The 22,615-nt window shown below is 63.9% G+C and carries 26 protein-coding genes; 12 read left to right on the forward strand and 14 right to left on the reverse strand.

Going from position 1 to position 22,615, the window contains the following annotated elements; all coding sequences use genetic code 11:
* Positions 1-37 precede the first annotated feature (37 nt).
* Genes B2P87_RS08705 through B2P87_RS08720 form a run of 4 tightly spaced genes read left to right on the forward strand, consistent with a single transcriptional unit; the run spans position 38 to position 2,940 of the window.
* Complete coding sequence (locus B2P87_RS08705; protein ID WP_058285256.1) at positions 38-715, forward strand: cell division ATP-binding protein FtsE; 678 nt, start codon at positions 38-40, stop codon at positions 713-715.
* Complete coding sequence (locus B2P87_RS08710; RefSeq protein WP_058285176.1) at positions 712-1,611, forward strand: cell division protein FtsX; 900 nt, start codon at positions 712-714, stop codon at positions 1,609-1,611. The genes B2P87_RS08705 and B2P87_RS08710 overlap by 4 nt, the downstream gene beginning before the upstream one ends.
* A complete protein-coding gene (locus tag B2P87_RS08715; protein WP_141891072.1) occupies positions 1,608-2,357 on the forward strand; it encodes a lysophospholipid acyltransferase family protein in 750 nt (249 codons plus the stop codon). Before B2P87_RS08710 ends, B2P87_RS08715 begins: the two co-directional genes overlap by 4 nt.
* Entirely contained in the window at positions 2,335-2,940 is a 606-nt protein-coding gene (locus B2P87_RS08720; RefSeq protein ID WP_141892103.1) for a pyridoxamine 5'-phosphate oxidase family protein, read from the forward strand. The genes B2P87_RS08715 and B2P87_RS08720 overlap by 23 nt, the downstream gene beginning before the upstream one ends.
* Before the next feature lie 114 nt (positions 2,941-3,054).
* Here B2P87_RS08720 and B2P87_RS08725 read toward each other — a convergent pair whose 3' ends face one another.
* The 13 genes from B2P87_RS08725 to mdh all read right to left on the reverse strand — a co-directional run bounded on the left by B2P87_RS08725 (position 3,055) and on the right by mdh (position 16,456).
* Entirely contained in the window at positions 3,055-3,363 is a 309-nt protein-coding gene (locus B2P87_RS08725; protein ID WP_141891071.1) for an EthD family reductase, read from the reverse strand.
* A 116-nt stretch (positions 3,364-3,479) separates the two neighbouring features.
* Positions 3,480-4,871: a dihydrolipoyl dehydrogenase gene (gene lpdA / locus B2P87_RS08730; RefSeq protein ID WP_141891070.1), complete on the reverse strand. Its 1,392-nt coding sequence runs from the start codon at positions 4,869-4,871 to the stop codon at positions 3,480-3,482.
* Between the two features lie 70 nt (positions 4,872-4,941).
* A complete protein-coding gene (locus B2P87_RS08735) occupies positions 4,942-5,211 on the reverse strand; it encodes a hypothetical protein (RefSeq protein ID WP_058285181.1) in 270 nt (89 codons plus the stop codon).
* Positions 5,212-5,377: 166 nt separating this feature from the next.
* Positions 5,378-5,788 (reverse strand): MAPEG family protein, encoded by a 411-nt coding sequence (locus B2P87_RS08740; RefSeq protein WP_141891069.1) that lies wholly within the window; start codon positions 5,786-5,788, stop codon positions 5,378-5,380.
* Positions 5,785-6,237: a hypothetical protein gene (locus tag B2P87_RS08745; RefSeq protein WP_286852452.1), complete on the reverse strand. Its 453-nt coding sequence runs from the start codon at positions 6,235-6,237 to the stop codon at positions 5,785-5,787. The genes B2P87_RS08740 and B2P87_RS08745 overlap by 4 nt, the downstream gene beginning before the upstream one ends.
* Before the next feature lie 146 nt (positions 6,238-6,383).
* The gene (gene odhB, locus B2P87_RS08750) at positions 6,384-7,916 is read right to left on the reverse strand and encodes a 2-oxoglutarate dehydrogenase complex dihydrolipoyllysine-residue succinyltransferase (protein WP_141891067.1); all 1,533 of its coding nucleotides are present in this window, start codon (positions 7,914-7,916) and stop codon (positions 6,384-6,386) included.
* A gap of 12 nt (positions 7,917-7,928) precedes the next feature.
* The gene (locus B2P87_RS08755; RefSeq protein ID WP_141891066.1) at positions 7,929-10,880 is read right to left on the reverse strand and encodes a 2-oxoglutarate dehydrogenase E1 component; all 2,952 of its coding nucleotides are present in this window, start codon (positions 10,878-10,880) and stop codon (positions 7,929-7,931) included.
* Positions 10,881-10,911: 31 nt separating this feature from the next.
* The gene (locus B2P87_RS08760; protein ID WP_141891065.1) at positions 10,912-11,706 is read right to left on the reverse strand and encodes a hypothetical protein; all 795 of its coding nucleotides are present in this window, start codon (positions 11,704-11,706) and stop codon (positions 10,912-10,914) included.
* 1 nt (position 11,707) lies between these two features.
* Positions 11,708-12,592, reverse strand: coding sequence for a succinate--CoA ligase subunit alpha (sucD, locus tag B2P87_RS08765; protein ID WP_141891064.1), 885 nt, complete (start codon positions 12,590-12,592; stop codon positions 11,708-11,710).
* Positions 12,593-12,604: 12 nt separating this feature from the next.
* Entirely contained in the window at positions 12,605-13,432 is an 828-nt protein-coding gene (locus tag B2P87_RS08770) for a glycosyltransferase family 25 protein (RefSeq protein WP_141891063.1), read from the reverse strand.
* A complete protein-coding gene (locus tag B2P87_RS08775) occupies positions 13,429-13,959 on the reverse strand; it encodes a hypothetical protein (protein WP_141891062.1) in 531 nt (176 codons plus the stop codon). Before B2P87_RS08775 ends, B2P87_RS08770 begins: the two co-directional genes overlap by 4 nt.
* Before the next feature lie 37 nt (positions 13,960-13,996).
* On the reverse strand, positions 13,997-15,190 hold the full coding sequence (sucC, locus tag B2P87_RS08780) for an ADP-forming succinate--CoA ligase subunit beta (protein WP_141891061.1): 1,194 nt from the start codon (positions 15,188-15,190) through the stop codon (positions 13,997-13,999).
* A gap of 303 nt (positions 15,191-15,493) precedes the next feature.
* The gene (gene mdh, locus B2P87_RS08785; protein ID WP_008557495.1) at positions 15,494-16,456 is read right to left on the reverse strand and encodes a malate dehydrogenase; all 963 of its coding nucleotides are present in this window, start codon (positions 16,454-16,456) and stop codon (positions 15,494-15,496) included.
* Between the two features lie 158 nt (positions 16,457-16,614).
* Between mdh and B2P87_RS08790 the strand changes: the two genes are divergently transcribed.
* Complete coding sequence (locus B2P87_RS08790; RefSeq protein ID WP_141891060.1) at positions 16,615-17,370, forward strand: sulfite exporter TauE/SafE family protein; 756 nt, start codon at positions 16,615-16,617, stop codon at positions 17,368-17,370.
* Positions 17,371-17,447: 77 nt separating this feature from the next.
* On the opposite strand, the gene B2P87_RS08795 is transcribed toward B2P87_RS08790, so the two are convergent.
* Positions 17,448-17,762 carry a hypothetical protein gene (locus B2P87_RS08795; protein WP_058285191.1) on the reverse strand — a complete coding sequence of 105 codons (315 nt, stop codon included), beginning with the start codon at positions 17,760-17,762 and terminating at the stop codon, positions 17,448-17,450.
* Between the two features lie 349 nt (positions 17,763-18,111).
* Here B2P87_RS08795 and B2P87_RS08800 point away from each other — a divergent pair, with 349 nt between their 5' ends.
* From B2P87_RS08800 to sdhD, 7 genes are all read left to right on the forward strand, one after another.
* A complete protein-coding gene (locus B2P87_RS08800) occupies positions 18,112-18,966 on the forward strand; it encodes an HpcH/HpaI aldolase/citrate lyase family protein (protein WP_141891059.1) in 855 nt (284 codons plus the stop codon).
* Positions 18,967-19,000: 34 nt separating this feature from the next.
* Positions 19,001-19,549 carry an NnrU family protein gene (locus tag B2P87_RS08805; protein WP_141891058.1) on the forward strand — a complete coding sequence of 183 codons (549 nt, stop codon included), beginning with the start codon at positions 19,001-19,003 and terminating at the stop codon, positions 19,547-19,549.
* A gap of 22 nt (positions 19,550-19,571) precedes the next feature.
* Positions 19,572-19,775 carry a DUF1737 domain-containing protein gene (locus B2P87_RS08810; RefSeq protein ID WP_019297062.1) on the forward strand — a complete coding sequence of 68 codons (204 nt, stop codon included), beginning with the start codon at positions 19,572-19,574 and terminating at the stop codon, positions 19,773-19,775.
* Entirely contained in the window at positions 19,775-20,806 is a 1,032-nt protein-coding gene (locus B2P87_RS08815) for a MaoC family dehydratase (RefSeq protein ID WP_141891057.1), read from the forward strand. Before B2P87_RS08810 ends, B2P87_RS08815 begins: the two co-directional genes overlap by 1 nt.
* Before the next feature lie 124 nt (positions 20,807-20,930).
* Complete coding sequence (locus B2P87_RS08820) at positions 20,931-21,632, forward strand: DUF1194 domain-containing protein (RefSeq protein WP_141891056.1); 702 nt, start codon at positions 20,931-20,933, stop codon at positions 21,630-21,632.
* A 194-nt stretch (positions 21,633-21,826) separates the two neighbouring features.
* Positions 21,827-22,210 (forward strand): succinate dehydrogenase, cytochrome b556 subunit, encoded by a 384-nt coding sequence (sdhC, locus tag B2P87_RS08825; RefSeq protein ID WP_058285196.1) that lies wholly within the window; start codon positions 21,827-21,829, stop codon positions 22,208-22,210.
* An 18-nt stretch (positions 22,211-22,228) separates the two neighbouring features.
* Positions 22,229-22,600, forward strand: a complete 372-nt coding sequence (sdhD, locus tag B2P87_RS08830) for a succinate dehydrogenase, hydrophobic membrane anchor protein (protein WP_058285197.1) — start codon at positions 22,229-22,231, stop codon at positions 22,598-22,600.
* Positions 22,601-22,615: the final 15 nt, after the last annotated feature.

Consider the following 22,615-nt stretch of genomic DNA (forward strand, 5'->3'; position numbering starts at 1 on the left):
CCGGGGCGCCAAACCGGGGCGCATTCAGGGGGCGGCAGTGATCGAGCTGGAAAATGTGGGCTACAACTACGGCGGCGGCGAGCTGCTGGATGCCGTGTCGGTGCAGCTGGCACCGGGCTCGTTCCACTTCCTGACCGGGCCGTCCGGCGCGGGCAAGACGACGCTGCTGAAACTCTGCTACGGCGCGCTGACCCCGACCTCGGGCCGGGTGCGCGCCTTCAATATGGATGTGCACGGGCTGGACCGCGACCAGATGGCCTATCTGCGCCGCCGCGTCGGCGTGGTGCATCAGGACTGCCGGTTCCTGGACCATCTGCCGGTGATCGAGAACATCGCCCTGCCGCTGCTGGTGTCGGGCCGCGAGCTGGGCCACGAGGAAGCCAACCTTCATGAGCTGCTGAACTGGGTCGGCCTCAGCGAGCGCGCCCATGCGCTGCCGCCGGAGCTGTCGGGCGGCGAGCGGCAGCGGGCCGCGCTGGCGCGCTCGGTGATCCTGTCGCCGGATGTGATCATCGCGGATGAGCCCACCGGCAACGTCGACTGGGAGATGTCGCAGCGGCTGCTGCAGCTTCTGGTGGAGCTGAACCGGATGGGCAAGACGATCCTGGTCGCCACCCATGACCTGTCGCTGATCCGGGCCGCCAAGAACCAGGTGCAGGCGCGGGTGCTGCGGATCTCCAACCGGCAATTGCAGCTGGCGGGGGCGGACCTATGACCGACAGCAAGCTGCACAAGCTGATCCTGGGCGACACCCAGGCCAACCGGGTGGTGCCGCCCACCGGCTTCACCGCCCAGCTGACGCTGTTTGTGGCGGGTGCGATGGGGTTTCTGGCGGTGTTTGCCCTGGCACTGTCGATGGCCTCCGGCCGCCTGGCCGACCGCTGGGCCTCGGAGCTGGCGCGCGCCGCCACCCTGCGCATCAACGCCCCGGCAGAGCAGCGCGTGGCGCAGACCGAGGCGGCGCTGGAAATCCTGCGCCAGACGCCGGGCGTCGCAACCGCCCGAGCCCTGAGCGGCGAGGAGCAGGCGGCGCTGCTGGCGCCCTGGTTCGGCTCCAGCCTGCCTGCGGGCAGCCTGCCGCTGCCGCAGCTGATCGAGGTCACCGCGGATGATCCCGGCTATGACCCGGCGGGGCTGCGGCTGCGGCTGCAGGCCGAGGTGCCCGGCGCGGTGCTGGACGATCACACCCGCTGGCGCGAGCCGCTGGTGGACGCGGCACGCTCGCTGCGGCGCCTGGCCTGGGTGTCGATCCTGCTGATCGGCGGCGCCACCGCGGCAATGATCACCCTGGCGGCCAACGCCGCGCTTGCGGCCAATGCCCAGGTGATCGAGGTGCTGCGGCTGGTCGGCGCGCTTGACAGCTATATCGCCCAGGCCTTCATCCGCCGCTTCACCCTGCGGGCGCTGACCGGCGCCGCGGCGGGTGTGGTTCTGGGCATGATTGGGGTCTGGCTGATGCCGGAAGCTTCGGATGAGGGCGGTTTCCTGACCGGCCTCGGTTTTCAGGGCTGGGGTTGGCTGGTGCCGCTGCTGATCCCGCCGCTGGGCGCGCTGGTGGCCTTTGCCGCCACCACCCGTGCCGCCACCAAACGTTTGGGAGAGCTGTCTTGAAGAACCCGGTCCAATGGCTGCGCTCGGCGGTCTTTCTGGTGCAGATGTATCTGGCGATGCTGGTGCTGGGTGTGGTCTTCGCCCCCTGGGCCGCAGTCTCGCCCAAGGGGGCGCGGCTGGCCTGCAAGTCCTACGCCCGCTGGGTGCTGTGGACCGCGCGCTGGATGGTCGGCATCCGCTCCGAGGTGCGCGGCCAGGTGCCCTCCGGCGAGGTGATCGTCGCGGCCAAGCACCAGAGCTTCCTGGACATCCTGATCATCTTCAACGCGGTGCCGTCCGCCCGCTTCATCATGAAGCGCGAGCTGATGTGGACGCCGGTGATCGGGGTTTATGCCAAACGCCTGGGCTGCGTGCCGGTGGACCGCGGCAAGCGCGGCGCGGCGATTGCCAAGATGGTCAAGGATGTGGCGCTGCAAAGCCGTGAGCCGGGCCAGCTGATCATCTACTCCCAGGGCACCCGCGTGGCGCCCGGCGCCCGCAAGCCCTACAAGATCGGCACCGCGGTGCTGTACCAGGGCCTGAGCCAGCCCTGCGTCCCGGCCGCCACCAATGTGGGCGTGTTCTGGCCGCGCACCGGCATCTACCGTAAGCCGGGGCTGGCGGTGGTGGAGTTCCTGGAGCCGATGCTGCCGGGGATGGACCGCGACGAATTCATGGTGCAATTGGAAAACCGGGTCGAGCGGCGCTCGGACGAATTGATGAGAGAAGCGGGATTTGAACCAGATGCAATACCTCAGCAGCATTGAAGACTTAGAGGCGCTTTACGGGGAACCGGGAGCGCCTTCTTTACGTAAGGTGGCGCGGCAGATGACGCCGCTTTACCGCAAGTGGATCATGGCGTCGAAGCTGTGCATGCTGGCCTCTGTCGGCCCGGAAGGGACCGACGACAGCCCGCGCGGCGATGACGGCCCGGTGGTGCAAGAGCTGGACCCGGGCACCCTGGCGCTGCCGGACTGGCGCGGCAACAACCGGCTGGACTCCTTGCGAAACATCGTGCGCGACGGGCGGGTGTCACTGATGTTTCTGGTGCCGGGATCGAACAATGTGGTGCGGGTCAACGGCACCGCCCGGCTGACCGCCGACCCGGATCTGCGCGCGCGTTTCGAGAAGAAAGGCAAGCTGCCGGCCACGGTGATCGTGGTCTCGATCGGCGAGATCTATTCCCAATGCGCGCGCGCGATGCTGCGGGCGGGCACCTGGAGCGGTGCTGACGAAAGCGCAGGCCTGCCGACCCTGGGCGACATCCTGGCGGAGCAGACAGCAGGCGAGGAGGGCGGTGCCGGATACGATCAAAGCTGGAACGCCCGCGCCGCCGAAACCATGTGGTGAGCGGGCGGCGCGGCGGTCAAGGACGTGCAGACGTCCTTGGCAAAAGTCTTTGAAGACTTTCACCGCCGCGCGGCCTGAGCCCGGGGAAACCCGGCCGGCGGGCCGCGGCGGCGGTCAGTTGATGACCTCGCCAATCAGGATCTGCGGCCGCACATCGGTGAAGTTCGGAATGTCCTCCAGCGCAGGCCCCGCCGCCTGCATCGCGGCGTCCAGCGCCGCCTGATCGGCAAAGACAAAAGTGGCAATGGCGTAAAACGGCGCCGGGACATGCGGCCCGCCGGCCAGTCCCTTGGCCACCACAGAGGACTGGATATGCGGCCCCATGTGCTGGTCCACGATCTGCATGTGGGTCTTTGCGTAATAGGCGTGGTCGAACTTGGTTCCCTCTGTGACGGGGTAGATGACTTGCAACGTGACGGGCATGGGTGTCTCCTGCGGGTTATAAACTTTGGGGCAGTAGAGCGGGGTTGGAGTGCCTTGCCAATTGAAAAAGGGCAGCTGCGGCCAGCTGCCCTTTTCCGTACCCTGATCAGCCCAGCTTAGCTGTGGATCGGACCGTCGCCGCAGGCCAGAGCCGCTTCGCGCACGGCTTCGGAGTAGGTCGGATGCGCGTGGCAGGTCAGCGCCACATCTTCGGCAGAGGCGCCGAATTCCATCGCCACGCAAAGCTCGTGGATCAGGTCGCCCGCCGCCGGGCCGATGATCGCGGCGCCGAGAATGCGGTCGGTTTCCTTGTCGGCGATGATCTTGACGAAGCCGCCCTCGGCCTGGTGCACAGCCTTGGCGCGGGCGTTGCCCATGAACATGAACTTGCCGACCTTGATCTTCTTGCCCTCGGCCTTCAGCGCGTCCTCGGTCGCGCCCACGGTGGCCACTTCCGGCGTGGTGTAAACAACACCCGGAATGACGCCATAGTTCACATGGCCGTGCTTGCCCGCGATCACCTCGGCGACCGCCATGCCCTCATCCTCGGCCTTGTGCGCCAGCATCGGGCCTTCGATCACGTCGCCAATCGCATAGATGCCCTTGATGTTGGTGGCCCAGTGGGTGTCGGTGGCAATCTGGCCGCGCTCGGTCATCTTGATCCCCAGGGCATCCAGCCCCAGCCCTTCGGCATAGGGTTTGCGGCCGGTCGCGACCAGCACCACATCGGCGTCCAGCGTCTCCTCGCCGCCGCCCTTCTTGGGCTGGTACCTGACCTTGGCCTTGGTCTTGGAGGTCTCGACCCCCTGCACCGCGGCGCCCAGGATGATGTTGAGGCCCTGCTTTTCCAGGATCCGCTTGAAGGAGCGCTGCACGTCCTTGTCCATGCCGGGGCAGACCGCGTCCATGTATTCCACCACGGTGACTTCCGAGCCGAGGCGGGCATAGACTGAGCCCAGCTCCAGTCCGATCACGCCGGCGCCGATCACCGCCAGTTTCTTGGGGATCTTCGGCAGTTCCAGCGCGCCGGTGGAGGAGACCACGATCTTCTCGTCGATCTCGACGCCCGGAATGGAGGACGGCACCGAGCCGGAGGCAATCACGATGTTTTTGGCCTCATGCACGTCGTCGCCGACCTGCACCTTGCCCGCTGCCGGGATCGAGGCCCAGCCCTTGATCCAGTCGATCTTGTTCTTCTTGAACAGGAACTCGATGCCGCCGGTGTTCTGGCCGATCACCTCGTCCTTGTAGGCCTTCATCTGGTCCCAGTCGACCGATGGCGATTTGCCCTTGAGGCCCATATGGGCAAAGTTGTGCTCTGCCTCATGCAGCAGGTGGGTCGAGTGCAAGAGCGCTTTGGAGGGGATGCAGCCCACGTTGAGGCAGGTGCCGCCGAGGGTTTCGCGGCCCTCGACAACAGCTGTCTTCAGTCCCAGCTGGGCGCAGCGGATGGCGCAGACATAGCCGCCGGGGCCGGCGCCGATTACGATGACGTCATATTGGGACATGGGTCGGTTTTCCTCTTTTCTCCCCGGTTCCGTTTGCCGGAACACGCGCTAGGGGATGGTTGTTTTATGATCAGACCGGGGTCAACATCTTGATCGAGATATTGGTGACCCCGTCGCGTTCAAGATGCATGGCGAGTTCCTCCGAACCGAAGAAGGCGCGGGCCTTGTCCAGATCGGTGATGGCGAACAGCGCCACGGCGTGGTTCTTCTTGTCCGGGTCGCTCCAGACGTTCATGTCGGTGATGCCAGAGGCCTGACGGTTGCGCTTGTCCTGCCGGAACACGGTGAGCCAGGCGTCGAAATCGGCCACATCGGCCTGCCAGAGTACGTGGGTTGCCATCGGTGTTACTCCTTTAATCTCAGTGCCGGCAGGATGCCCTGAAGCGGCTGGAGAATGCTTTGATTCCCCTCAATAAGGGCGGCTTCAACGGTGAAGTTTGCGAAATGGGGGCGCTGCCCCCGGCCCTGGCGGGCCTCCCCCGGAGTATTTGGGCAAAGGTGAATGGTCATATGAGCGCCGCCAGCAGCATGAGCGCGGTGGCGAGATAGCCCACGCTCCAGATCAGGCTGCGCCAGGGCACCCAGCCGAAAGCATAGGCCGGAATATAGAGCAGGCGCGCGCCGAGGTAGGCATAGGCACAGGCCGCGGTGAGGGGCGAGCTTTTACCCGCCAGCGTGACCGCGAGGCAGGCGATGGTGAAGAGGATCAGCCCTTCGAAGTGGTTGTTCATCGCGCGGTAGAGCCGCGCGGTGCGGGTGGAGACCTGATCCTGCAAGTCGCCGCCCAGCCGGTCCCGGTCGCGGGGGCCGAGCGTCTTGCCCTGGCCAAGTTCCAGGTTGGCAGGCACCGCCATCAGGGCGATCTGGAAGACCTGCAGGAGCGCGGCGAGGGTGAGGGCGGTGAGTTCGGGGGTCATTGGTACCCTTGCCAGTAAGCCTCAATCGTCCAGAGGCGACCTGCAGTCTCTTCCCTGATCGCGTCGATGAGGTGCTGGTAAGTATCCGAGCCCATTTTGGTCCAACTGCATTTCCCGCATGTGCGCAGGGCGATTTGCAGGCCGGGAGATCCGCACGTCTCCAGAGCAGAAAGCAGCACTCGGTCAATTGGCGGGTGTATGGCGTCAACCTTAGAAAGCTCTTGATGCACACCTTCTACGGGGCGTTGGAAGTCGGTTAGATAGATCGACTTCAAAAATACGTTAATCAATTTGGCTGCTCGACCGTGGGAGAAACCTGTCAAGCCAGCTATTTCTGCGCTGTCGATCACCTGCTGCCGCCAGCGGGCGTGGCAGGCATCGAAATGCGACGGTTCGGGCAAGCTGCTGGATCCGTCGCAAAAATTTTTAAAGCCGGTTGCTTGAAGCAAAGAGGCAGCTATTTTGCCAGTGAATCCCTGCATCTGACGGCTCGCTGCCCGGCCCGCTGCCCAAGCAGCGAACCGGAAGCGGTGTTCAGATGGTTGGTAGACGTCTAGAGACAAAGCTGCACCACTTAACTGAAGCCGGTTCTGACTTACAGATCCATCAGCAGGCGGCGCGGATCCTCGAGGGCTTCCTTGACGCGGACCAGGAAAGTCACGGCGCCTTTGCCGTCGACGATGCGGTGGTCATAGCTCAGCGCCAGGTACATCATCGGGCGGATCTTGATCTCGCCGTTGATCACCATCGGGCGGTCCTGGATCTTGTGCATGCCCAGAATACCTGACTGCGGCGGGTTCAGGATCGGCGATGACATCAGCGAGCCGTAGACGCCGCCGTTGGAGATGGTGAAGGTGCCGCCCTGCATTTCCGCCATGCTGAGCTTGCCGTCACGGGCGCGCTTGCCCTTCTCGGCGATCGCCTTTTCGATCTCGGCAAAGGACATCGCATCCGCGTCGCGGATCACCGGCACCACCAGGCCCTGTGGAGTGCCCGCGGCGACGCCCATATGCACGAAGTTCTTGTAGACGATGTCGGTGCCGTCGATCTCGGCGTTGACCTCGGGCACTTCCTTCAGCGCGTGGCAGCAGGCCTTGGTGAAGAACGACATGAAGCCTAGGCGGACGCCGTGCTTCTTCTCGAACTGGTCCTTGTACTGGTTCCGCAGCGCCATCACCTCGGTCATGTCCACCTCGTTGTAGGTGGTCAGGATCGCGGCGGTGTTCTGGGCGTCCTTCAGGCGCTTGGCGATGGTCTGGCGCAGGCGGGTCATCTTGACCCGCTCCTCGCGCGCGGCGTCATCCGCAGTGACCGGGCCGCGCACCTGGGCAGGCGCCGGGGCAGACGCCGGTGCGGATTTGGCAGCGGCGAGGGCGGCCGCGACGTCTTCCTTCATGATGCGCCCGTCGCGCCCGGTGCCCTTGACCTGGCTGGCGTCAATGCCGGCTTCCGCCATTGCCTTTTCCGCCGAGGGGGCGTTTTTGGCGCCTGTGCCCTGTCCGGTGCGGGTCGCGCCGTCAGCTTCTGCGGCGGGTCCGGCATCCGTGCCGCCCGCAGCGCCGGCTTCACCCGCCGACATGACCGCCAGCTTGCCGCCTGCGTTCACAGTTGCGCCTTCTTCGGCCAGGATTTCGGTCAGCACGCCGGCCGCGGGCGCGGGCACTTCGACGGACACCTTGTCGGTCTCCAGCTCGCACAGCATCTCGTCCTGCGCGACGCTGTCGCCCACCTTCTTGAACCAGGAGGAGACGGTCGCCTCGGAGACCGACTCGCCAAGCGCGGGGACCATGACCGGCACCGGGGCGCTGCCGCCGCCGGAGGACGCATCAGACGGAGCCGGTGCTGCCGCGGCCTTGGTTTCCGCTGCGGCCGGGGCTGCGGCGGTGCCGTTGGCCTCGGTCAGGGTGGCCAGCAGCGCATCGACGCCGACGGTTTCGCCTTCGCCGGCCACGATTTCGCCCAGGGTGCCGGCCGCGGGCGAGGGCACCTCGACGGTCACCTTGTCGGTTTCCAGCTCGCAGAGCATTTCATCGGCATTGACGGAGTCGCCGGGTTTCTTGAACCAGGTGGCCACGGTGGCCTCGGTCACGGATTCGCCCAGGGTGGGTACGCGGACTTCGGTTGTCATGTCTCTTTATCCTCAGATGCTCAGCGCTTCGTTCACGAGGGCTGCTTGTTGGGCTTTGTGTTCGCTGGCCAGGCCGGTTGCAGGCGAGGCCGAGGTGGCGCGGCCAACGTAGATCGGCCTTGTGTGCTTGGCGCCGATCCGGGTCAGCACCCATTCGATGTTGGGCTCGATGAAGGTCCAGGCCCCCTGGTTCTTGGGTTCTTCCTGGCACCAGATCATCTCGGCCCCCTTGAAGCGTTCCAGCTCCTTCACCATCGAGATCGCCGGGAACGGGTAGAACTGCTCCACCCGCATCAGGTAGATATCGTCGATGCCACGGGCGTCGCGTTCTTCCAGCAAGTCGTAATAGACTTTGCCCGAGCACATCACGACGCGCTTGATCTTGGAGTCCGCAACCAGCTGGGTGTCGGAGTTGCCCTTCTGCGCGTCATCCCACAGCACCCGGTGGAAGCTGGAGCCGGTGGTGAAGTCCTCGGTGCTGCTGACCGCCAGCTTGTGGCGCAGCAGCGATTTCGGGGTCACCAGGATCAGCGGCTTGCGGAAGGTGCGGTGCAGCTGGCGGCGCAGGATGTGGAAATAGTTCGCCGGCGTGGTGCAGTTGGCGACGATCCAGTTGTCCTGGCCGCACATCTGCAGGAAGCGTTCGAGGCGGGCGGAGGAGTGCTCCGGCCCCTGGCCCTCGAACCCGTGCGGCAGCAGGCAGACCAGGCCCGACATCCGCAGCCATTTGGACTCGCCGGACGAAATGAACTGGTCGAACATGATCTGGGCGCCGTTGGCAAAATCGCCGAACTGGGCTTCCCACAGGGTCAGCGCGTTGGGTTCGGCCAGCGAGTAGCCGTACTCAAAGCCCAGCACCGCGTATTCGCTCAGCGCCGAGTCGATCACCTCGTACTGGGACTGGCCCGCGCGGATGTTGTTGAGCGGGTAGTAGCGTTCCTCGGTCTCCTGGTCGACGATGCCGGAATGGCGCTGCGAGAAGGTGCCGCGGGTGGCGTCCTGGCCCGCCAGGCGCACCGGGTAGCCTTCCAGCAGCAGCGAGCCGAAGGCCAGCGCCTCGCCGGTGGCCCAGTCAAAGCCTTCGCCGGTCTCGAACATCTTGCCGCGGGCGTCCAGGAAGCGGCCCACCGTGCGGTGCAGCGGGAAGCCGTCCGGCACCCGGCTGAGGGAGGTGCCGATTTCGGCCATGGTTTCCGGCGCAATGGCGGTGCTGCCGCGCTGGTAGTCGGCGTCTTTTTTGTTGAGGTGCGACCAGCGCCCGTCCAGCCAGTCGGCCTTGTTGGGCTTATAATCCTTGCCGGCCTCGAATTCCTCGTTCAGATGGGCCTGGAAGGCGGCCTTCATGTCCTCGATCTCGCCCTCGGGGATCAGCCCGTCCTTGACCAGCCGGTCGGTGTAGAGCGTCAGGGTGGTCTTGTGGCCCTTGATCTTCTTGTACATCAAAGGGTTGGTGAACATCGGCTCGTCGCCTTCGTTGTGACCGAAGCGGCGGTAGCAGAAGATGTCGATGACCACATCCTTGTGGAACTTCTGGCGGAATTCGGTGGCCACCTTGGCGGCGTGCACCACTGCCTCCGGGTCGTCGCCGTTCACGTGGAAGATCGGCGCCTCAACCACCAGCGCGTTGTCGGTGGGGTAGGGGGAGGAGCGCGAGAAATGCGGTGCGGTGGTGAAACCGATCTGGTTGTTCACCACGATATGCATGGTGCCGCCGGTGCGGTGGCCGCGCAGGCCGGACAGCGCGAAGCATTCCGCCACCACGCCCTGGCCGGCAAAGGCGGCATCGCCGTGCAACAGGATCGGCAGCACCTGGGTGCGCTCGCCGTCGCCCAGCTGGTCCTGCTTGGCGCGGACCTTGCCCAGCACCACCGGGTTCACCGCCTCCAGGTGCGAGGGGTTGGCGGTCAGGCTGAGGTGCACGCTGTTGCCGTCGAATTCCCGGTCGGAGGAGGCGCCGAGGTGGTATTTCACGTCGCCGGAGCCGTCCACGTCCTCGGGCTTGAAGCTGCCGCCCTGGAATTCGTTGAAAATGGCGCGGTAGGGCTTCTGCATCACATTGGCGAGCACCGACAGGCGGCCGCGGTGCGGCATGCCGATGACGATGTCGCGGACGCCAAGGGCGCCGCCGCGCTTGATGATCTGCTCCATCGCCGGAATCAGGCTCTCGCCGCCATCCAGGCCGAACCGCTTGGTGCCGGTGTATTTGACGTGCAGGAACTTCTCGAAGCCCTCGGCCTCGACCATCTTGTTGAGGATTGCCTTGCGGCCTTCGCGGGTGAAGGTGATTTCCTTGTCGTAGCCCTCGATCCGCTCCTTCAGCCAGGCGGATTGCTCGGGGTCGGAGATGTGCATGTACTGCAGCGCGAAGGTTCCGCAGTAGGTGCGCTTCACGATCTCGACGATCTGGCGCATGGTCGCGACCTGCAGGCCCAGCACGTTGTCGATGAAGATCGGCCGGTCCATGTCGGCGCCGGTGAAGCCGTAGGATTTCGGGTCCAGCTCGGGGTGCGGGGTGGCGGCGCGCATGCCCAGCGGGTCGAGGTCTGCCGCCAGATGGCCGCGGATCCGGTAGGCGCGGATCAGCATCAGGGCGCGGATCGAATCCAGCACCGCGCGCTGCACCTGATCGTCGGTCAGCTCAACACCCTTGGCGGCGGCCTTGTCGCGGATCTTCTTGCCCGCGCCCTTGGCTTCGGCCGGGGCCGGCCATTCACCGGTCAGCGCGCCGGTCAGATCATCATCCAGTGCCGGCGGCCAGTCCTTGCGCGCCCAGGAGGGGCCGGTGGCCTCGGCCTTCACGTCCAGCTCGGCATCGCCCATCTGGCGGAAAAACTCCGCCCAGGCGGCATCCACCGCGTTCGGATCATTGGCGTACTGGGCATAGAGCTGCTCCAGATACTCCGCATTGTGCCCCTGCATGAAAGAGGAGGCGTGGAAGAGGTCGTTGGGGCTTTGATCGGTCATGTCATTCGGCCTTTACAGACTGGCGGTCTTTTCAAGCTGCGATATAGTTGTGCTCAACCCACACGAACAATGATGGCAGTGAATTGATGCTTTGATAATATCCGGAGGGATCTCCGAAGGCGGCGGCTTTCATTGCAACATTGGAGTGCTCTCGGGGTAATCCCTTTGTCATTCGCCCAAACAGCATCTTTTCTCCGTGGCAGGAGTTGCCCTCCGTTAACAGAATGCAGTCCGAAACTGAGTTCGCTTCAGTATCTGACAAAGAGGATGCGAGCCCGAAGGTTTCCAGTTTCTCAGCATTGTTTCGGGTTTCCGAACTGGAATAGTCATGCAAAGAAATTACCCATGCAAAAGCCTCACCGGAGACAGTTCGCTCAGTATTGGGCTTCAACAGAGCAAGTGTCTTGCCACATTTGTCCCGCCATAGCGAACTGCCCGGGTCTTCAAAATCACTGAGGAACTGTCGTGACGTTGCATTGCCTTCCGTCGGATTCGACTTCCGCGTCCGGTGTGAGCTGGGATTGTTCTCGTCGGTGATGTCCTTTAGCAATCTTCCACGGACATTCGGCAGCAAATGCTCGTCTGCATAGTAGACCGCGTCCCTCATAATTGCCTGCCAAACGGGGTCGTCGTCACGCGTAAACCCGGCTTCTTGAAGATCTTCTACAGGCAATTCGCGGAATGAACTCGCAGGATGGGAGTTTGCTATTCTGCGAGCCAATGATGCTGCGACCCAAAAAGGGTCACCTGCGGAATGGAGTGCGCATTCCTCCTCACTCGCCGATTGGCGGGTGTTTTTCTTTTGAGGAACGCGCAACCAGGACATCTTACTTGCCGATCGCTTTCAGCACCGCTTCACCCAGGCCGGCCGGGCTTTCGGCGACCACGATGCCTGCGGATTTCATCGCTTCGATCTTGTCCTCGGCGCCGCCCTTGCCGCCGGCGACAATCGCGCCCGCGTGGCCCATGCGGCGGCCCGGAGGGGCGGTGCGGCCGGCAATGAAGCCTGCAACCGGCTTCTTGCGGCCCTTCTTGGCCTCATCGGCCAGGAACTGCGCGGCCTCTTCCTCGGCAGAGCCGCCGATTTCGCCGATCATGATGATGCTCTCGGTTTCGTCATCCGCCAGGAACCATTCCAAGACGTCGATATGCTCTGTGCCCTTGATCGGGTCGCCGCCGATGCCGACGCAGGTGGACTGGCCCAGGCCAACGTCGGTTGTCTGTTTCACGGCCTCGTAGGTAAGCGTGCCGGAGCGCGATACAACCCCGACGGTGCCGCGCTTGTGGATGTGGCCGGGCATAATGCCGATCTTGCAGGCATCGGGCGTAATCACGCCGGGGCAGTTCGGGCCGATCAAGATCGACTTGGAGTTCTCCAGTGCCCGTTTCACCTTCATCATGTCCAGAACCGGGATGCCCTCGGTGATGGCCACGATCACTTCCATCTCGGCGTCGATCGCTTCCAGGATCGAGTCGGCGGCAAACGGCGGCGGCACGTAGATCACCGTGGCATTGGCCTCGGTCACGTGCTTGGCTTCGTGCACGGAGTTGAAGACCGGCAGGTTCAGGTGGGTCTGGCCACCTTTGCCGGGGGTCACGCCGCCAACCATCTTGGTGCCGTAGGCGATGGCCTGTTCGGAGTGGAAAGTGCCTTGCGAGCCAGTAAAGCCCTGACAGATGACCTTGGTGTTTTCGTCGATGAGGACTGCCATGTTTCGGTTCCTTCAAGCGGTATGTGTGTGTTGGGTCTGCGGGGTGGCCAGTGCCTGGCCGTCGAAGCGGATTTTTTCGAGGGTGGCCCGCCCCAGGACCACATGGGGAAGTATTCGGAAGCCGCCGCGGAATTCACAGATTCCGCGCCGGAGTTTCTGGCGGATCAGCGGCCAGCCCCTGGGCCGGTGGCGTGGCGGGCCGACGCCAACCTCGCCCGGTGCCTCATTGCCCTGTTCGGCCAATGCGGGCTGGACCTGGTAGACGGTGATGCCCCGTGCAGGCAGCGAGGCGTCGAAGTTGAACAGCAGGTTGTCGAGCGTGATGCAGAACGGGCGGCTGTCCAGCAGGTGCTGTGCAGCCTTGCGCGAGATCACGTAAGCCGCCCCGCCGGCGTGGCGGGACAGCATCTGCCGCACCTCGCGGCCCAGATGGGTGAAACCATCCTTGCCAAGCGCCACCTGCAGCCTGTTGGCCCGCCAGCGTTCAAACTTGACGATGCCGGCGTCTGCAGGCCACCAGGACAGATCCGCCAGCCAGGCACCGGTGTCGGGCGACAAAAAGACGTCATCTTCCAGGATCAGCGCCACATCGGCATCTGATCTCAGAAACGCCTCCCAGGCCTTGGCATGGCTGAGGGTGCAGGCCATGTCCTTGGTCTGGAAATAGCCCCAGTTGCCCTCAGGCCGGCACTGCCTGAGCATTTCCTCGCGGCTGACTTGGGTACTGTCTACCGCATCAATGCGCACAGCCGAAAGCCCGGCCTGATCCAGCTCCTGCTGCATCAGCGCTGCCCGGCCGGTGGCCTGCTGCAAGCCTATGAGGTAGACGGCGGCTTTCATTGGGGCGAATTCCACTGTACGGGGCCGTTAGTCCGGTAGAGCAGCAGCGTGTAGCTGCTATGGTTGCCACCATCCAGTGTCCGGCGGGTTGCAACGATACCGTGCTGATCGCCAGAGATGACCCAAGCTTGTTCAAGCTTGTGGCGGGCTAGAAGGTTCGCTGTGACCGGTGTCGCAGACGGGAAATTCGCGGCGACGTAGCGACGTACCCGTTCTGTCTGACCTGTTCTGGAATAGGCTTGAACCATGCAGCCTTGACTGGAAAGCCCAACCGCGGGTCGTTTGTCATCGACCACGTAGATTCGTCCGTCATTTCGTGCTTTCCGCGGCAAAGGCACGTAGCTGGATGCCCGCAGCAGACGATCAGCCGACTGCGGGTCGCGCGGTCCCTTGGCGCAGAATTTGTCAAAAGCTTTGACAAAGGCTGTCGGGCTGCTCTTCGGCACGATATTGCTACCCCTGATATTGGCAAGCTCGTAGGCATCCGGCCCCAGCCCTTGGCTGCCGCATCCGGCGGCCAGTGCCACCGTCAGAGCTGCTAGGAGCAGGGCCGGTTTCACGCCTTTAGCCCTTCACTGCCTTCACGATTTTCTCGGCGCCGTCTTTCAGGTTGTCGGCGGCGATCACGTCCAGGCCGGAGGTGTTGATGATCTCCTTGCCCTTCTCGACGTTGGTGCCCTCGAGACGGACCACCAGCGGCACCTTCAGGCCGACTTCCTTGACCGCGGCAACCACGCCCTCGGCGATCACGTCGCAGCGCATGATGCCGCCGAAGATGTTCACGAGGATGCCTTTGACGTTTTCGTCCGAGGTAATGATCTTGAACGCCTCGGTCACCTTCTCCTTGGTGGCGCCGCCGCCCACGTCGAGGAAGTTGGCAGGCTCCGCGCCGTAGAGCTTGATGATGTCCATGGTGGCCATCGCCAGGCCCGCACCGTTCACCATGCAGCCGATCTCACCGTCGAGCGCGATGTAGTTCAGGTCGTACTTGGAGGCTTCCAGCTCTTTGGGGTCTTCCTCGGTGGTGTCGCGCAGCTCTGCCACGTCGGCGTGGCGGTAGACCGCGTTGCCGTCAAAGCCGACCTTGGCGTCCAGCACCTTGAGGTTGCCGTCATCGGCGATGATCAGCGGGTTGATCTCCAGCATCTCCATGTCCTTCTCGACGAAGGCTTTGTAGAGCTGGCCCATCAGCTTGACGCACTGCTTGACCTGCTGGCCTTCGAGGCCCAGCGAGAACGCGATGCGGCGGCCGTGGTAGGGCTGGTAGCCGGTGGCCGGGTCCACGGAGAAGGACAGGATCTTTTCAGGGGTCGCAGCGGCCACTTCCTCGATGTCCATGCCGCCCTCGGTGGAGCAGACAAAAGAGATGCGCGAAGTCTGGCGGTCCACCAGCAGAGCCAGGTACAGCTCGCGCTCGATGCCGGAGCCGGCCTCGATGTAGATGCGGTTCACCTGCTTGCCCGCGGGGCCGGTCTGATGGGTGACCAGAGTGCGGCCCAGCATCTTCTTGGCTTCTTCGGCAGCTTCCTCCACCGATTTGGTCAGGCGCACGCCGCCTTTCTCGCCGGCATCGGCTTCCTTGAAGGAGCCTTTGCCGCGGCCGCCTGCATGGATCTGTGCCTTCACGACCCACAGCGGGCCGTCGAGCTCACCGGCGGCGGTTTTGGCTTCCTCGGCCCGCAGAACCACGCGTCCGTCGGACACCGGCGCGCCGTAGCTGCGAAGAAGGGCTTTGGCCTGATATTCGTGGATGTTCATCTGAAACTGTCCCGTCTGGCTGCAATTGTCTGTCGTTCAATAGGCCGTGTTAAAGCCAAGTGTTAAAGGCTTATTTGACGGGAAGCAGGGAAATGGGGAAGATTTTCAGGTTTTGTGATCACAGGTTTTGGGGGTGTGATCACAATTTACCGGAGGCTTAACGGCGGTGATTCGAGGCTGGGCCCAGGGGCTGTGCCCGCCGCATCATAGACCAAAAGCGTCAGCCGCCGGACCGGGGACGCTGCGGCAATAAAAAAGGGCCCGCCAGACGCGGGCCCCTTGAATGCCGGGTTGCTTCGGCGCTTACGCCAGCGAGCTGTCGATGCCCTTGCAGGCCTCGACCAGACCCTTCACCGCATTGACCGAGTTGTCGAACATGGTCTGCTCTTCTTCGGTCAGCTGGATGTCGACGATCTTCTCGATGCCGCCGGCGCCGATCACGGTGGGCACGCCCACGTACATGTCTTTGACGCCGATTTCGCCGGTGCAGTAGGCGGCGCAGGGCAGCACGCGCTTCTGGTCTTTCAGGTAGGCCTCGGCCATTTCGATCGCCGATGTCGCCGGCGCATAGAAGGCGGAGCCGGTTTTCAGCAGGCCGACGATCTCGGCGCCGCCGTCACGGGTGCGCTGCACGATGGCGTCGAGCTTGTCCTGGGTGGTCCAGCCCATCTTGACCAGGTCGGGCAGCGGGATGCCGGCCACGGTGGAGTAGCGCACAGACGGCACCATGGTGTCGCCATGGCCGCCCAGCACGAAGGCGGTGACGTCTTTCATGGAGACGCCGAATTCCTCGGCCAGGAAGTGGCGGAAGCGGGCGGAGTCCAGCACGCCGGCCATGCCGCAGACCTTGTTGTGGGGCAGGCCGGAGAATTCGCGCAAGGCCCAGACCATCGCGTCCAGCGGGTTGGTGATGCAGATCACAAAGGCGTCCGGCGCGTGGTCGCGGATGCCTTCACCCACCGATTTCATCACCTTGAGGTTGATGCCCAGCAGGTCGTCGCGGCTCATGCCCGGCTTGCGCGGCACGCCTGCGGTCACGATGCAGACATCGGCGCCTGCGATGTCCTCATAGGACTGGGTGCCCTTGAGGGAGGCGTCGAAGCCTTCCGACGGACCGGATTCGGCGATGTCCAGCGCCTTGCCTTCGGGGATGCCTTCGGCGATGTCGAAGAGAACAACGTCGCCCAGTTCCTTGAGGGCTGCGAGGTGCGCGAGGGTGCCGCCGATCTGACCTGCGCCGATGAGGGCGATTTTGGGTCGTGCCATTGGAAAATGTCTCCGGTCCGGTTGAAATTTCCTGATGCCTACGGCGTAAACCCGGGCCGTGCAAGGGTTCTGCGCTGCGGCATAGGGTGCGGTATACTTCCGTATGCCGAGGTGGTACCGCTAAACGGTCTTTAATTCAGGGCTTTCAGGGGCGGGCTATGGCGGCGTTTGATGCGATGTTTTTCGTTTTTGCCATTCCTGCGGTCGTTTTTGCGGGCGTCTCCAAGGGCGGTTTCGGGTCCGGCGCGGCCTTTGCATCGGCGGCGATTCTGGCATTGGTGGTGGAGCCGGGCATGGCGCTGGCGCTGATGCTGCCGCTTTTGATGCTGATCGATGTTGCCGCGCTTAAACCCTACTGGGGCCGCTGGAATCTGAACGCCGCGCTGCTGCTGATCGCGGGCGGTCTGCCGGGGGTGGCGCTGGGGGCGTGGCTCTATACCCTTGTTGATGCTGATGCGATGCGGGTGCTGATCGGCGCGGTGGCGGTGGGGTTTGTGCTGTGGCAGCTGCGCGCCCGGCTGGGCCTGCGGGCCGCGGCGGCGCGGCCGCTGCCGCGCGCGGCGGGTCTTGCCGCGGGGCTGGCGGTGGGCTTCACCAGCTTTGTCAGCCATGCGGGCGGGCCACCTGCCGCGGTCTATCTCCTCAGCCTCAAGTTGCGGAAGACTGAATACCAGGCCAGCACGGTGCTGATTTTCTGGGCGATCAACATTGCCAAGGCGGTGCCTTATGCCGGGCTGGGGATGTTCACACGTGAAACGCTGATGCTGGATCTGATGCTGGCGCCCTTTGCGCTGCTCGGCGCCTGGCTGGGGGTGAAGCTGCATCACGGCATTCCGGAGCGCTGGTTCTTTGCGCTGACCTATGTGCTGCTTGTGGTGACCGGCAGCAAGCTGATCTGGGACGGGCTGGCCTGAAGCCCCCTTCAGGCGCAGCCCGCCGCGGCGGCCCCGGCCGCTGTCACCGCAGCCTGGAAACCTGCCTCAATACCTGCTCAGACGTCGCTGTCTGTGTTTGGCAATGCTTCTGCGAGCACTTCATAGGACTGGCCGGAGGCGACCAGGCAGGTCATGCCGTTGGGAGTGGTCACGGTGATGGTCCAGCTGCCGGTTTCGTCCGACGCAAAGGTCTCCATCACCATGCCCTGCTGGCCCATCCCTATGCTTTGGCGGCTTTCGCCGTATTTCTCCGCCAGGCGTTTGACCACCGTGTCGCGTGGGGCGCAGTTGCGGCTTTGCGCGGCAGCGGGGGCTGCGGCCAGTGTCAGGGCGGCCAGGGCCGCCGGCAGTGCAAGTGTTGTCCTTTTCATCCCGTTTTACCCTTTCCGGAACGGCCGGACAGAGCAGGGCGCCGGACGGCAGCCCCCGTATCCCTGAGCGGGCCGGTGTGTGACGCAATTCGTGCTGCAGGCCCCATGCCTGCGGGCAGCAGGGGCGGCCCTGAGGGGCGGCGGAGATCCTGTGCCGTGGTACCCTTAACTGTGCCTGTCAGGTGCTGATAAGTGGTTAACCCAGCGTGCGCCGTAAAAGCACACGCTTTATCAGAGGCTTGCTGCGATTGCGGGGAAGTTTACGCTGCGCTGCGGCGGAATTGTACTTGAAAGTATACAATCGAATCTGTACCGCTTTACGCAATAAAATAACTTCAGGAGAGCTTGCATGGACCCGCGCGCGCGCCCTTACCGTTCGGTTTTGTATATTCCCGGCTCCAAGCCGCGCGCCCTGGAGAAGGCCAAGACCCTGCCGGTGGACGCGGTGATCTTTGATCTGGAAGACGCGGTGTCGGTGGATGAAAAGCCCAATGCCCGCGCGACCCTGGCGCAGGCGCTGGAGGCGGGCGGCTTTGGCGCGCGGATGAAGATCGTGCGGATCAACGGGCTGGACACCGAATGGGGCCGCGAGGATGCGGTTGCGGCGGCCAAGATGGATTGCGACGCGATTCTGCTGCCCAAGGTGAACTCCCCTGCCGATCTGGACGCGCTGGCAGATATCACCGGGGACATCCCGCTGTGGGCGATGATGGAGACGCCGCGCGGGATGCTGAATGCCGCTGCCATCGCCGCGCACCCCAAGCTGCAGGGCATGGTGATGGGCACCAATGACCTCGCCAAGGAGCTGCAGACCCGTTACCGCCCGGACCGGCTGCCGATGATGGCGGGGCTCGGCCTGTGCCTGCTGGCGGCCAAGGCCGAGGGGCTGGTGATCGTCGATGGCGTCTATAATGCCTTCAAGGACGTTGAGGGGCTGGCTGCGGAATGCGCACAGGGCCGCGACATGGGCTTTGACGGCAAGACCCTGATCCACCCGGCGCAGGTGGAGGTGGCCAATGCCGCCTTTGCCCCGACCGAACGCGAGATCGACACCTCCCGCCGCCAGATTGCCGCGTTTGAAGAGGCGCAGGCCGCAGGCCAGGGTGTTGCCGTGGTCGACGGCAAGATAGTCGAGAACCTGCATGTGGCGACGGCGCGTGAGATCCTGGCAAAAGCGGATGCAATCGCCGCGCTTTCCGCATAGGTGTTAACAAGTTTAACATCTAAGAGGGGCTGATATGGCGCTTTTGATCCTGGGACTTCTGCTGTGGTGGGGCGGCCACCTGTTCAAACGTGCGGCGCCGGACATGCGCGCCGCGATGGGTAATGCCGGGCGCGGCGCGGTGGCGCTGGTGCTGATTGCCGGCATCGTGCTGATGGTGCTGGGCTACCGCGGGATGGACTTCATCCACGTGTGGGCGCCGCCCTCCTTCATGGTGCATATCAACAACCTGCTGGTGCTGATCGCCATCTGGATGATGAGCCCGGCGCCCAAGAAAGGCGCGCTGCTCAATGGCATGCGCCATCCGATGCTGGCAGGCTTCAAGCTGTGGGCGGTGGCGCATCTCCTGGTCAATGGCGATCTGGCCTCGATCATCCTGTTCGGCGGGCTGCTGGCCTGGGCGGTGGCTGAGGTCATCGTGATCAACCGGTCCGAGCCGGAGTGGCAGCCGGGTCCCAAGGGCACGCTCGCCAAGGACGGGATGTTCTTCCTGGCCTCGATTGTGCTGCTGGCGGTGATCGGCTACGTCCACGGGCTGATCGGGCCGTCGCCGTTTCCGGGATGAGCCCACAGCAGGAGAGGACACCATGAAACTGTACCGATTTTTGTCCGAGGACGACACCTCTGCCTTCTGCCACAAGGTGACCGATGCGCTGAACAAGGGCTGGGAGCTGCACGGCAGCCCGACCCAGGCCTTCGATCCCGTCAAGGGGATCATGCGCTGCGGCCAGGCGGTGGTGAAAGAGGTGGACGGAACCTACACCCCTGAGACCAAACTGGGAGAACACTGATGGCCAAGACCAATCCGGGCCGGTTTTTCGAAGACTATACCGTCGGCGAAGTGATCCGCCATGCAGTGCCCCGCACGGTGTCGGGCGGCGAGCGCGCGCTGTATCATGCGCTCTACCCGGCGCGCCATACGCTCTATTCTTCGGATGAATTTGCCCGGGCCTGTGGTCTGCCCTCGGCGCCGCTGGATGATCTGGCGGCCTTCCACGTTGTGTTCGGCAAGACGGTGCCGGACATCTCCCTTAATGCGCTGGCGAACCTCGGCTATGCCGAGGGGCGCTGGCTGTTGCCGGTGTATCCCGGCGACACGCTGCGCTCGGAATCCGAGGTGATCGGCCTCAAGCAGAATTCCAACGGCAAGTCTGGCGTCGTCTATGTGCGCACCCGCGGTCTGAACCAGCGCGATGAATGCGTGATGGAATATGTGCGCTGGGTCATGGTGCGCAAACGCGACCTGGAGGCGCCGGCGCCGGAGACGGTGATCCCGGAGCTGAACAAGGTGATCCCGGCGGAGCAGCTGGCAATCCCGGCGGGCTTGGATTTCAGCAATTACGATTTCACCCTGGCGGGCGAACCGCACCGCTGGGGCGATTACGAGGCGGGCGAGACTATCGACCATGTGGACGGCGTCACCATCGAGGAAGCCGAGCATATGATGGCGACCCGCCTGTGGCAGAACACCGCCAAGGTGCATTTCGACAATACCGCGCGCCCCGATGGCACAAGGCTGATCTACGGCGGTCATGTGATCTCCCTGGCGCGGACGCTGTCGTTCAATGGCCTCGCCAACGCGCAGATGATCGTCGGCCTGAACGGCGGGGCGCATGCCAACCCCTGCCTGTCGGGCATGACCGTGCGGGCCTGGTCGGAGGTGCTGGACAAGGCCGACACAAACGCGCCGGGCGTTGGTGCGATCCGGCTGCGGCTGGTGGCGGCCAAGGGCGGCGCGCCGTTTGAGCTGAAGGGCGAAGACGGCAAGTACCTGCCGGATGTGCTGCTGGATCTGGATTACTGGGCCTTGATGCCGAAGTGACCGGGAAGGGGGCTTTGCCCCCTCGCGCCCTTGGCGCTCACCCCCAGGATATTTGCAGCCAGGGGAACAGGGGGCCGACAGAAAAGGGATGACCCTTGGTGCGATTGCCGCTTAAGCTGGCTTCATGCGGGTTTTGCAGCTTCTGGTATTCTCCACGCTCTCCCTCTGGCCGCTGCGCGCAGCGGCCTGCGATCTGGCATTGGTGCTGGCCGTAGACGTCTCCGGTTCTGTCGATGCCGAGGAATACCGCATTCAGATGGACGGGCTGGCAGCGGGCCTGCGCGACGGGGTGGTGTCCGAGGCGCTGGTCAAGGCGCGCGCCCGGGTGCTGCTGATGCAGTGGTCCGGCCAGTCGCGCCAGGAGGTGACGCTGCCCTGGGCCGAGGTGCGTAGTTTTACCGATGCCGAGGCGCTGGCGCAGCGGATCGAACAGGCGCCGCGGCCCTGGCGCAATTACTCCACCGCTGTGGGCGAGGCGCTGTTTCTGGCGGTGGAGCAGTTTGCCGCGGTGCCGGAGTGCACGCGCAGGGTGATCGACATTTCCGGCGACGGGTTTTCCAACGAGGGGGTCGAGCCGCGCGAGGCGCATGGCGCGCTGTCTGCGCTGGGTGTGACCGTGAACGCCATTGCCATCGAACAGAGCGAGCCGGACCTGACCGCCTATTTCTTTGAAAACGTGATCCGCGGCGAGGGGGCTTTTGTGGTAACGGCCGCCAGCTTTGCCGATTACCCGTCGCGCATCCGCAAGAAGCTGGTGCGGGAGGTGGCGCGGCAGACGGCCATGGCACCGCATAGGGATGCCGGGACCGTGGCAGCTTTGCAGTGATTTGCAGAAAGGGCTGTGATTCTGCAAAAGATTTCCAAAAAGGTGTTTTGTGATCACTAAATATTTGCTGTGATCACAACACGTGACGTTTTAGCGCCAACAGCACGGAAACCTGCTGTTTTTAACCGTTCGGTCGGGTGACACGCCGTAAAAATCGGCTAAAACGTCGTCAGCCAACCTGAAAAGGAGCCAACATGGCCGATGTCAATCGGGGCAACCGCCCGCTTTCGCCGCATTTGCAGGTCTATCGCCCGCAGCTGACCTCCGTGACGTCGATCCTGACGCGGATCACCGGCAACGCGCTGATCGTTTCCGCGCTGCTGATCGCCTGGTGGTTCCTGGCCGCGGCAACCTCTGCCGACTACTTTGCCACCGCCAACGGCCTGCTGACCAGCTGGTTCGGTGATCTGGTGATGACGCTGTCGGTGCTGGGCCTGTGGTATCACACGCTGGCCGGCATCCGGCACCTGATCTGGGACAACGGCATGATGCTGGACCTGGAGCAGGCCGAGAAGCTGGGCTGGATCGTGGTGATCGGCTCGGCGGTTCTGACCGTCCTCACCATTATCATCGTCTAAGCTCAAAGGACACACGCGATGCGATATCTGACTGACCGCAAACGCGCCGTTGGCATGGGCGCTGCAAAATCCGGAACCGCGCACCATTGGTCGATGCAGGTGAGCGCAGTGGCGCTGCTGATCCTGGTGCCGCTGTTTGTCTTCACCTTCGGCTCTGCGCTGGGCGGCTCTTACGAGGAGATCACCGCCTATTACTCCCGCCCGTTCCCGGCACTGGTGGCCGTGCTGACCATGTGGGTGGGCATGATGCACTTTAAATCCGGCGCCCAGATCATGATCGAGGACTATGTCCATGGCCTGAAAGGCCGCCTGGCGATCATCCTGGTCAAATGCCTGTCTTATGCCGTCGCCGCGACCAGCGCCTATGCGCTGATCCGCCTGGCCCTGTAACGCTCCGAGGTTTCC

It is taken from the genome of Leisingera sp. UBA4491 (assembly GCF_002388965.1).
GTDB lineage: Bacteria > Pseudomonadota > Alphaproteobacteria > Rhodobacterales > Rhodobacteraceae > Leisingera > Leisingera aquaemixtae.

What these genes read in the sequence shown, in the direction of transcription:
- B2P87_RS08710 (WP_058285176.1), top strand. Translation starts at nt 712, where the DNA reads ATGACCGACAGCAAGCTGCACAAGCTGATCCTGGGCGACACCCAGGCC.
- B2P87_RS08720 (WP_141892103.1), top strand. Translation starts at nt 2,335, where the DNA reads ATGCAATACCTCAGCAGCATTGAAGACTTAGAGGCGCTTTACGGGGAA.
- B2P87_RS08725 (WP_141891071.1), bottom strand. Translation starts at nt 3,363, where the DNA reads ATGCCCGTCACGTTGCAAGTCATCTACCCCGTCACAGAGGGAACCAAG.
- lpdA (WP_141891070.1), bottom strand. Translation starts at nt 4,871, where the DNA reads ATGTCCCAATATGACGTCATCGTAATCGGCGCCGGCCCCGGCGGCTAT.
- B2P87_RS08735 (WP_058285181.1), bottom strand. Translation starts at nt 5,211, where the DNA reads ATGGCAACCCACGTACTCTGGCAGGCCGATGTGGCCGATTTCGACGCC.
- B2P87_RS08740 (WP_141891069.1), bottom strand. Translation starts at nt 5,788, where the DNA reads ATGACCCCCGAACTCACCGCCCTCACCCTCGCCGCGCTCCTGCAGGTC.
- odhB (WP_141891067.1), bottom strand. Translation starts at nt 7,916, where the DNA reads ATGACAACCGAAGTCCGCGTACCCACCCTGGGCGAATCCGTGACCGAG.
- B2P87_RS08755 (WP_141891066.1), bottom strand. Translation starts at nt 10,880, where the DNA reads ATGACCGATCAAAGCCCCAACGACCTCTTCCACGCCTCCTCTTTCATG.
- B2P87_RS08760 (WP_141891065.1), bottom strand. Translation starts at nt 11,706, where the DNA reads ATGTCCTGGTTGCGCGTTCCTCAAAAGAAAAACACCCGCCAATCGGCG.
- sucD (WP_141891064.1), bottom strand. Translation starts at nt 12,592, where the DNA reads ATGGCAGTCCTCATCGACGAAAACACCAAGGTCATCTGTCAGGGCTTT.
- B2P87_RS08770 (WP_141891063.1), bottom strand. Translation starts at nt 13,432, where the DNA reads ATGAAAGCCGCCGTCTACCTCATAGGCTTGCAGCAGGCCACCGGCCGG.
- sucC (WP_141891061.1), bottom strand. Translation starts at nt 15,190, where the DNA reads ATGAACATCCACGAATATCAGGCCAAAGCCCTTCTTCGCAGCTACGGC.
- mdh (WP_008557495.1), bottom strand. Translation starts at nt 16,456, where the DNA reads ATGGCACGACCCAAAATCGCCCTCATCGGCGCAGGTCAGATCGGCGGC.
- B2P87_RS08790 (WP_141891060.1), top strand. Translation starts at nt 16,615, where the DNA reads ATGGCGGCGTTTGATGCGATGTTTTTCGTTTTTGCCATTCCTGCGGTC.
- B2P87_RS08795 (WP_058285191.1), bottom strand. Translation starts at nt 17,762, where the DNA reads ATGAAAAGGACAACACTTGCACTGCCGGCGGCCCTGGCCGCCCTGACA.
- B2P87_RS08800 (WP_141891059.1), top strand. Translation starts at nt 18,112, where the DNA reads ATGGACCCGCGCGCGCGCCCTTACCGTTCGGTTTTGTATATTCCCGGC.
- B2P87_RS08805 (WP_141891058.1), top strand. Translation starts at nt 19,001, where the DNA reads ATGGCGCTTTTGATCCTGGGACTTCTGCTGTGGTGGGGCGGCCACCTG.
- B2P87_RS08810 (WP_019297062.1), top strand. Translation starts at nt 19,572, where the DNA reads ATGAAACTGTACCGATTTTTGTCCGAGGACGACACCTCTGCCTTCTGC.
- B2P87_RS08815 (WP_141891057.1), top strand. Translation starts at nt 19,775, where the DNA reads ATGGCCAAGACCAATCCGGGCCGGTTTTTCGAAGACTATACCGTCGGC.
- B2P87_RS08820 (WP_141891056.1), top strand. Translation starts at nt 20,931, where the DNA reads ATGCGGGTTTTGCAGCTTCTGGTATTCTCCACGCTCTCCCTCTGGCCG.
- sdhC (WP_058285196.1), top strand. Translation starts at nt 21,827, where the DNA reads ATGGCCGATGTCAATCGGGGCAACCGCCCGCTTTCGCCGCATTTGCAG.
- sdhD (WP_058285197.1), top strand. Translation starts at nt 22,229, where the DNA reads ATGCGATATCTGACTGACCGCAAACGCGCCGTTGGCATGGGCGCTGCA.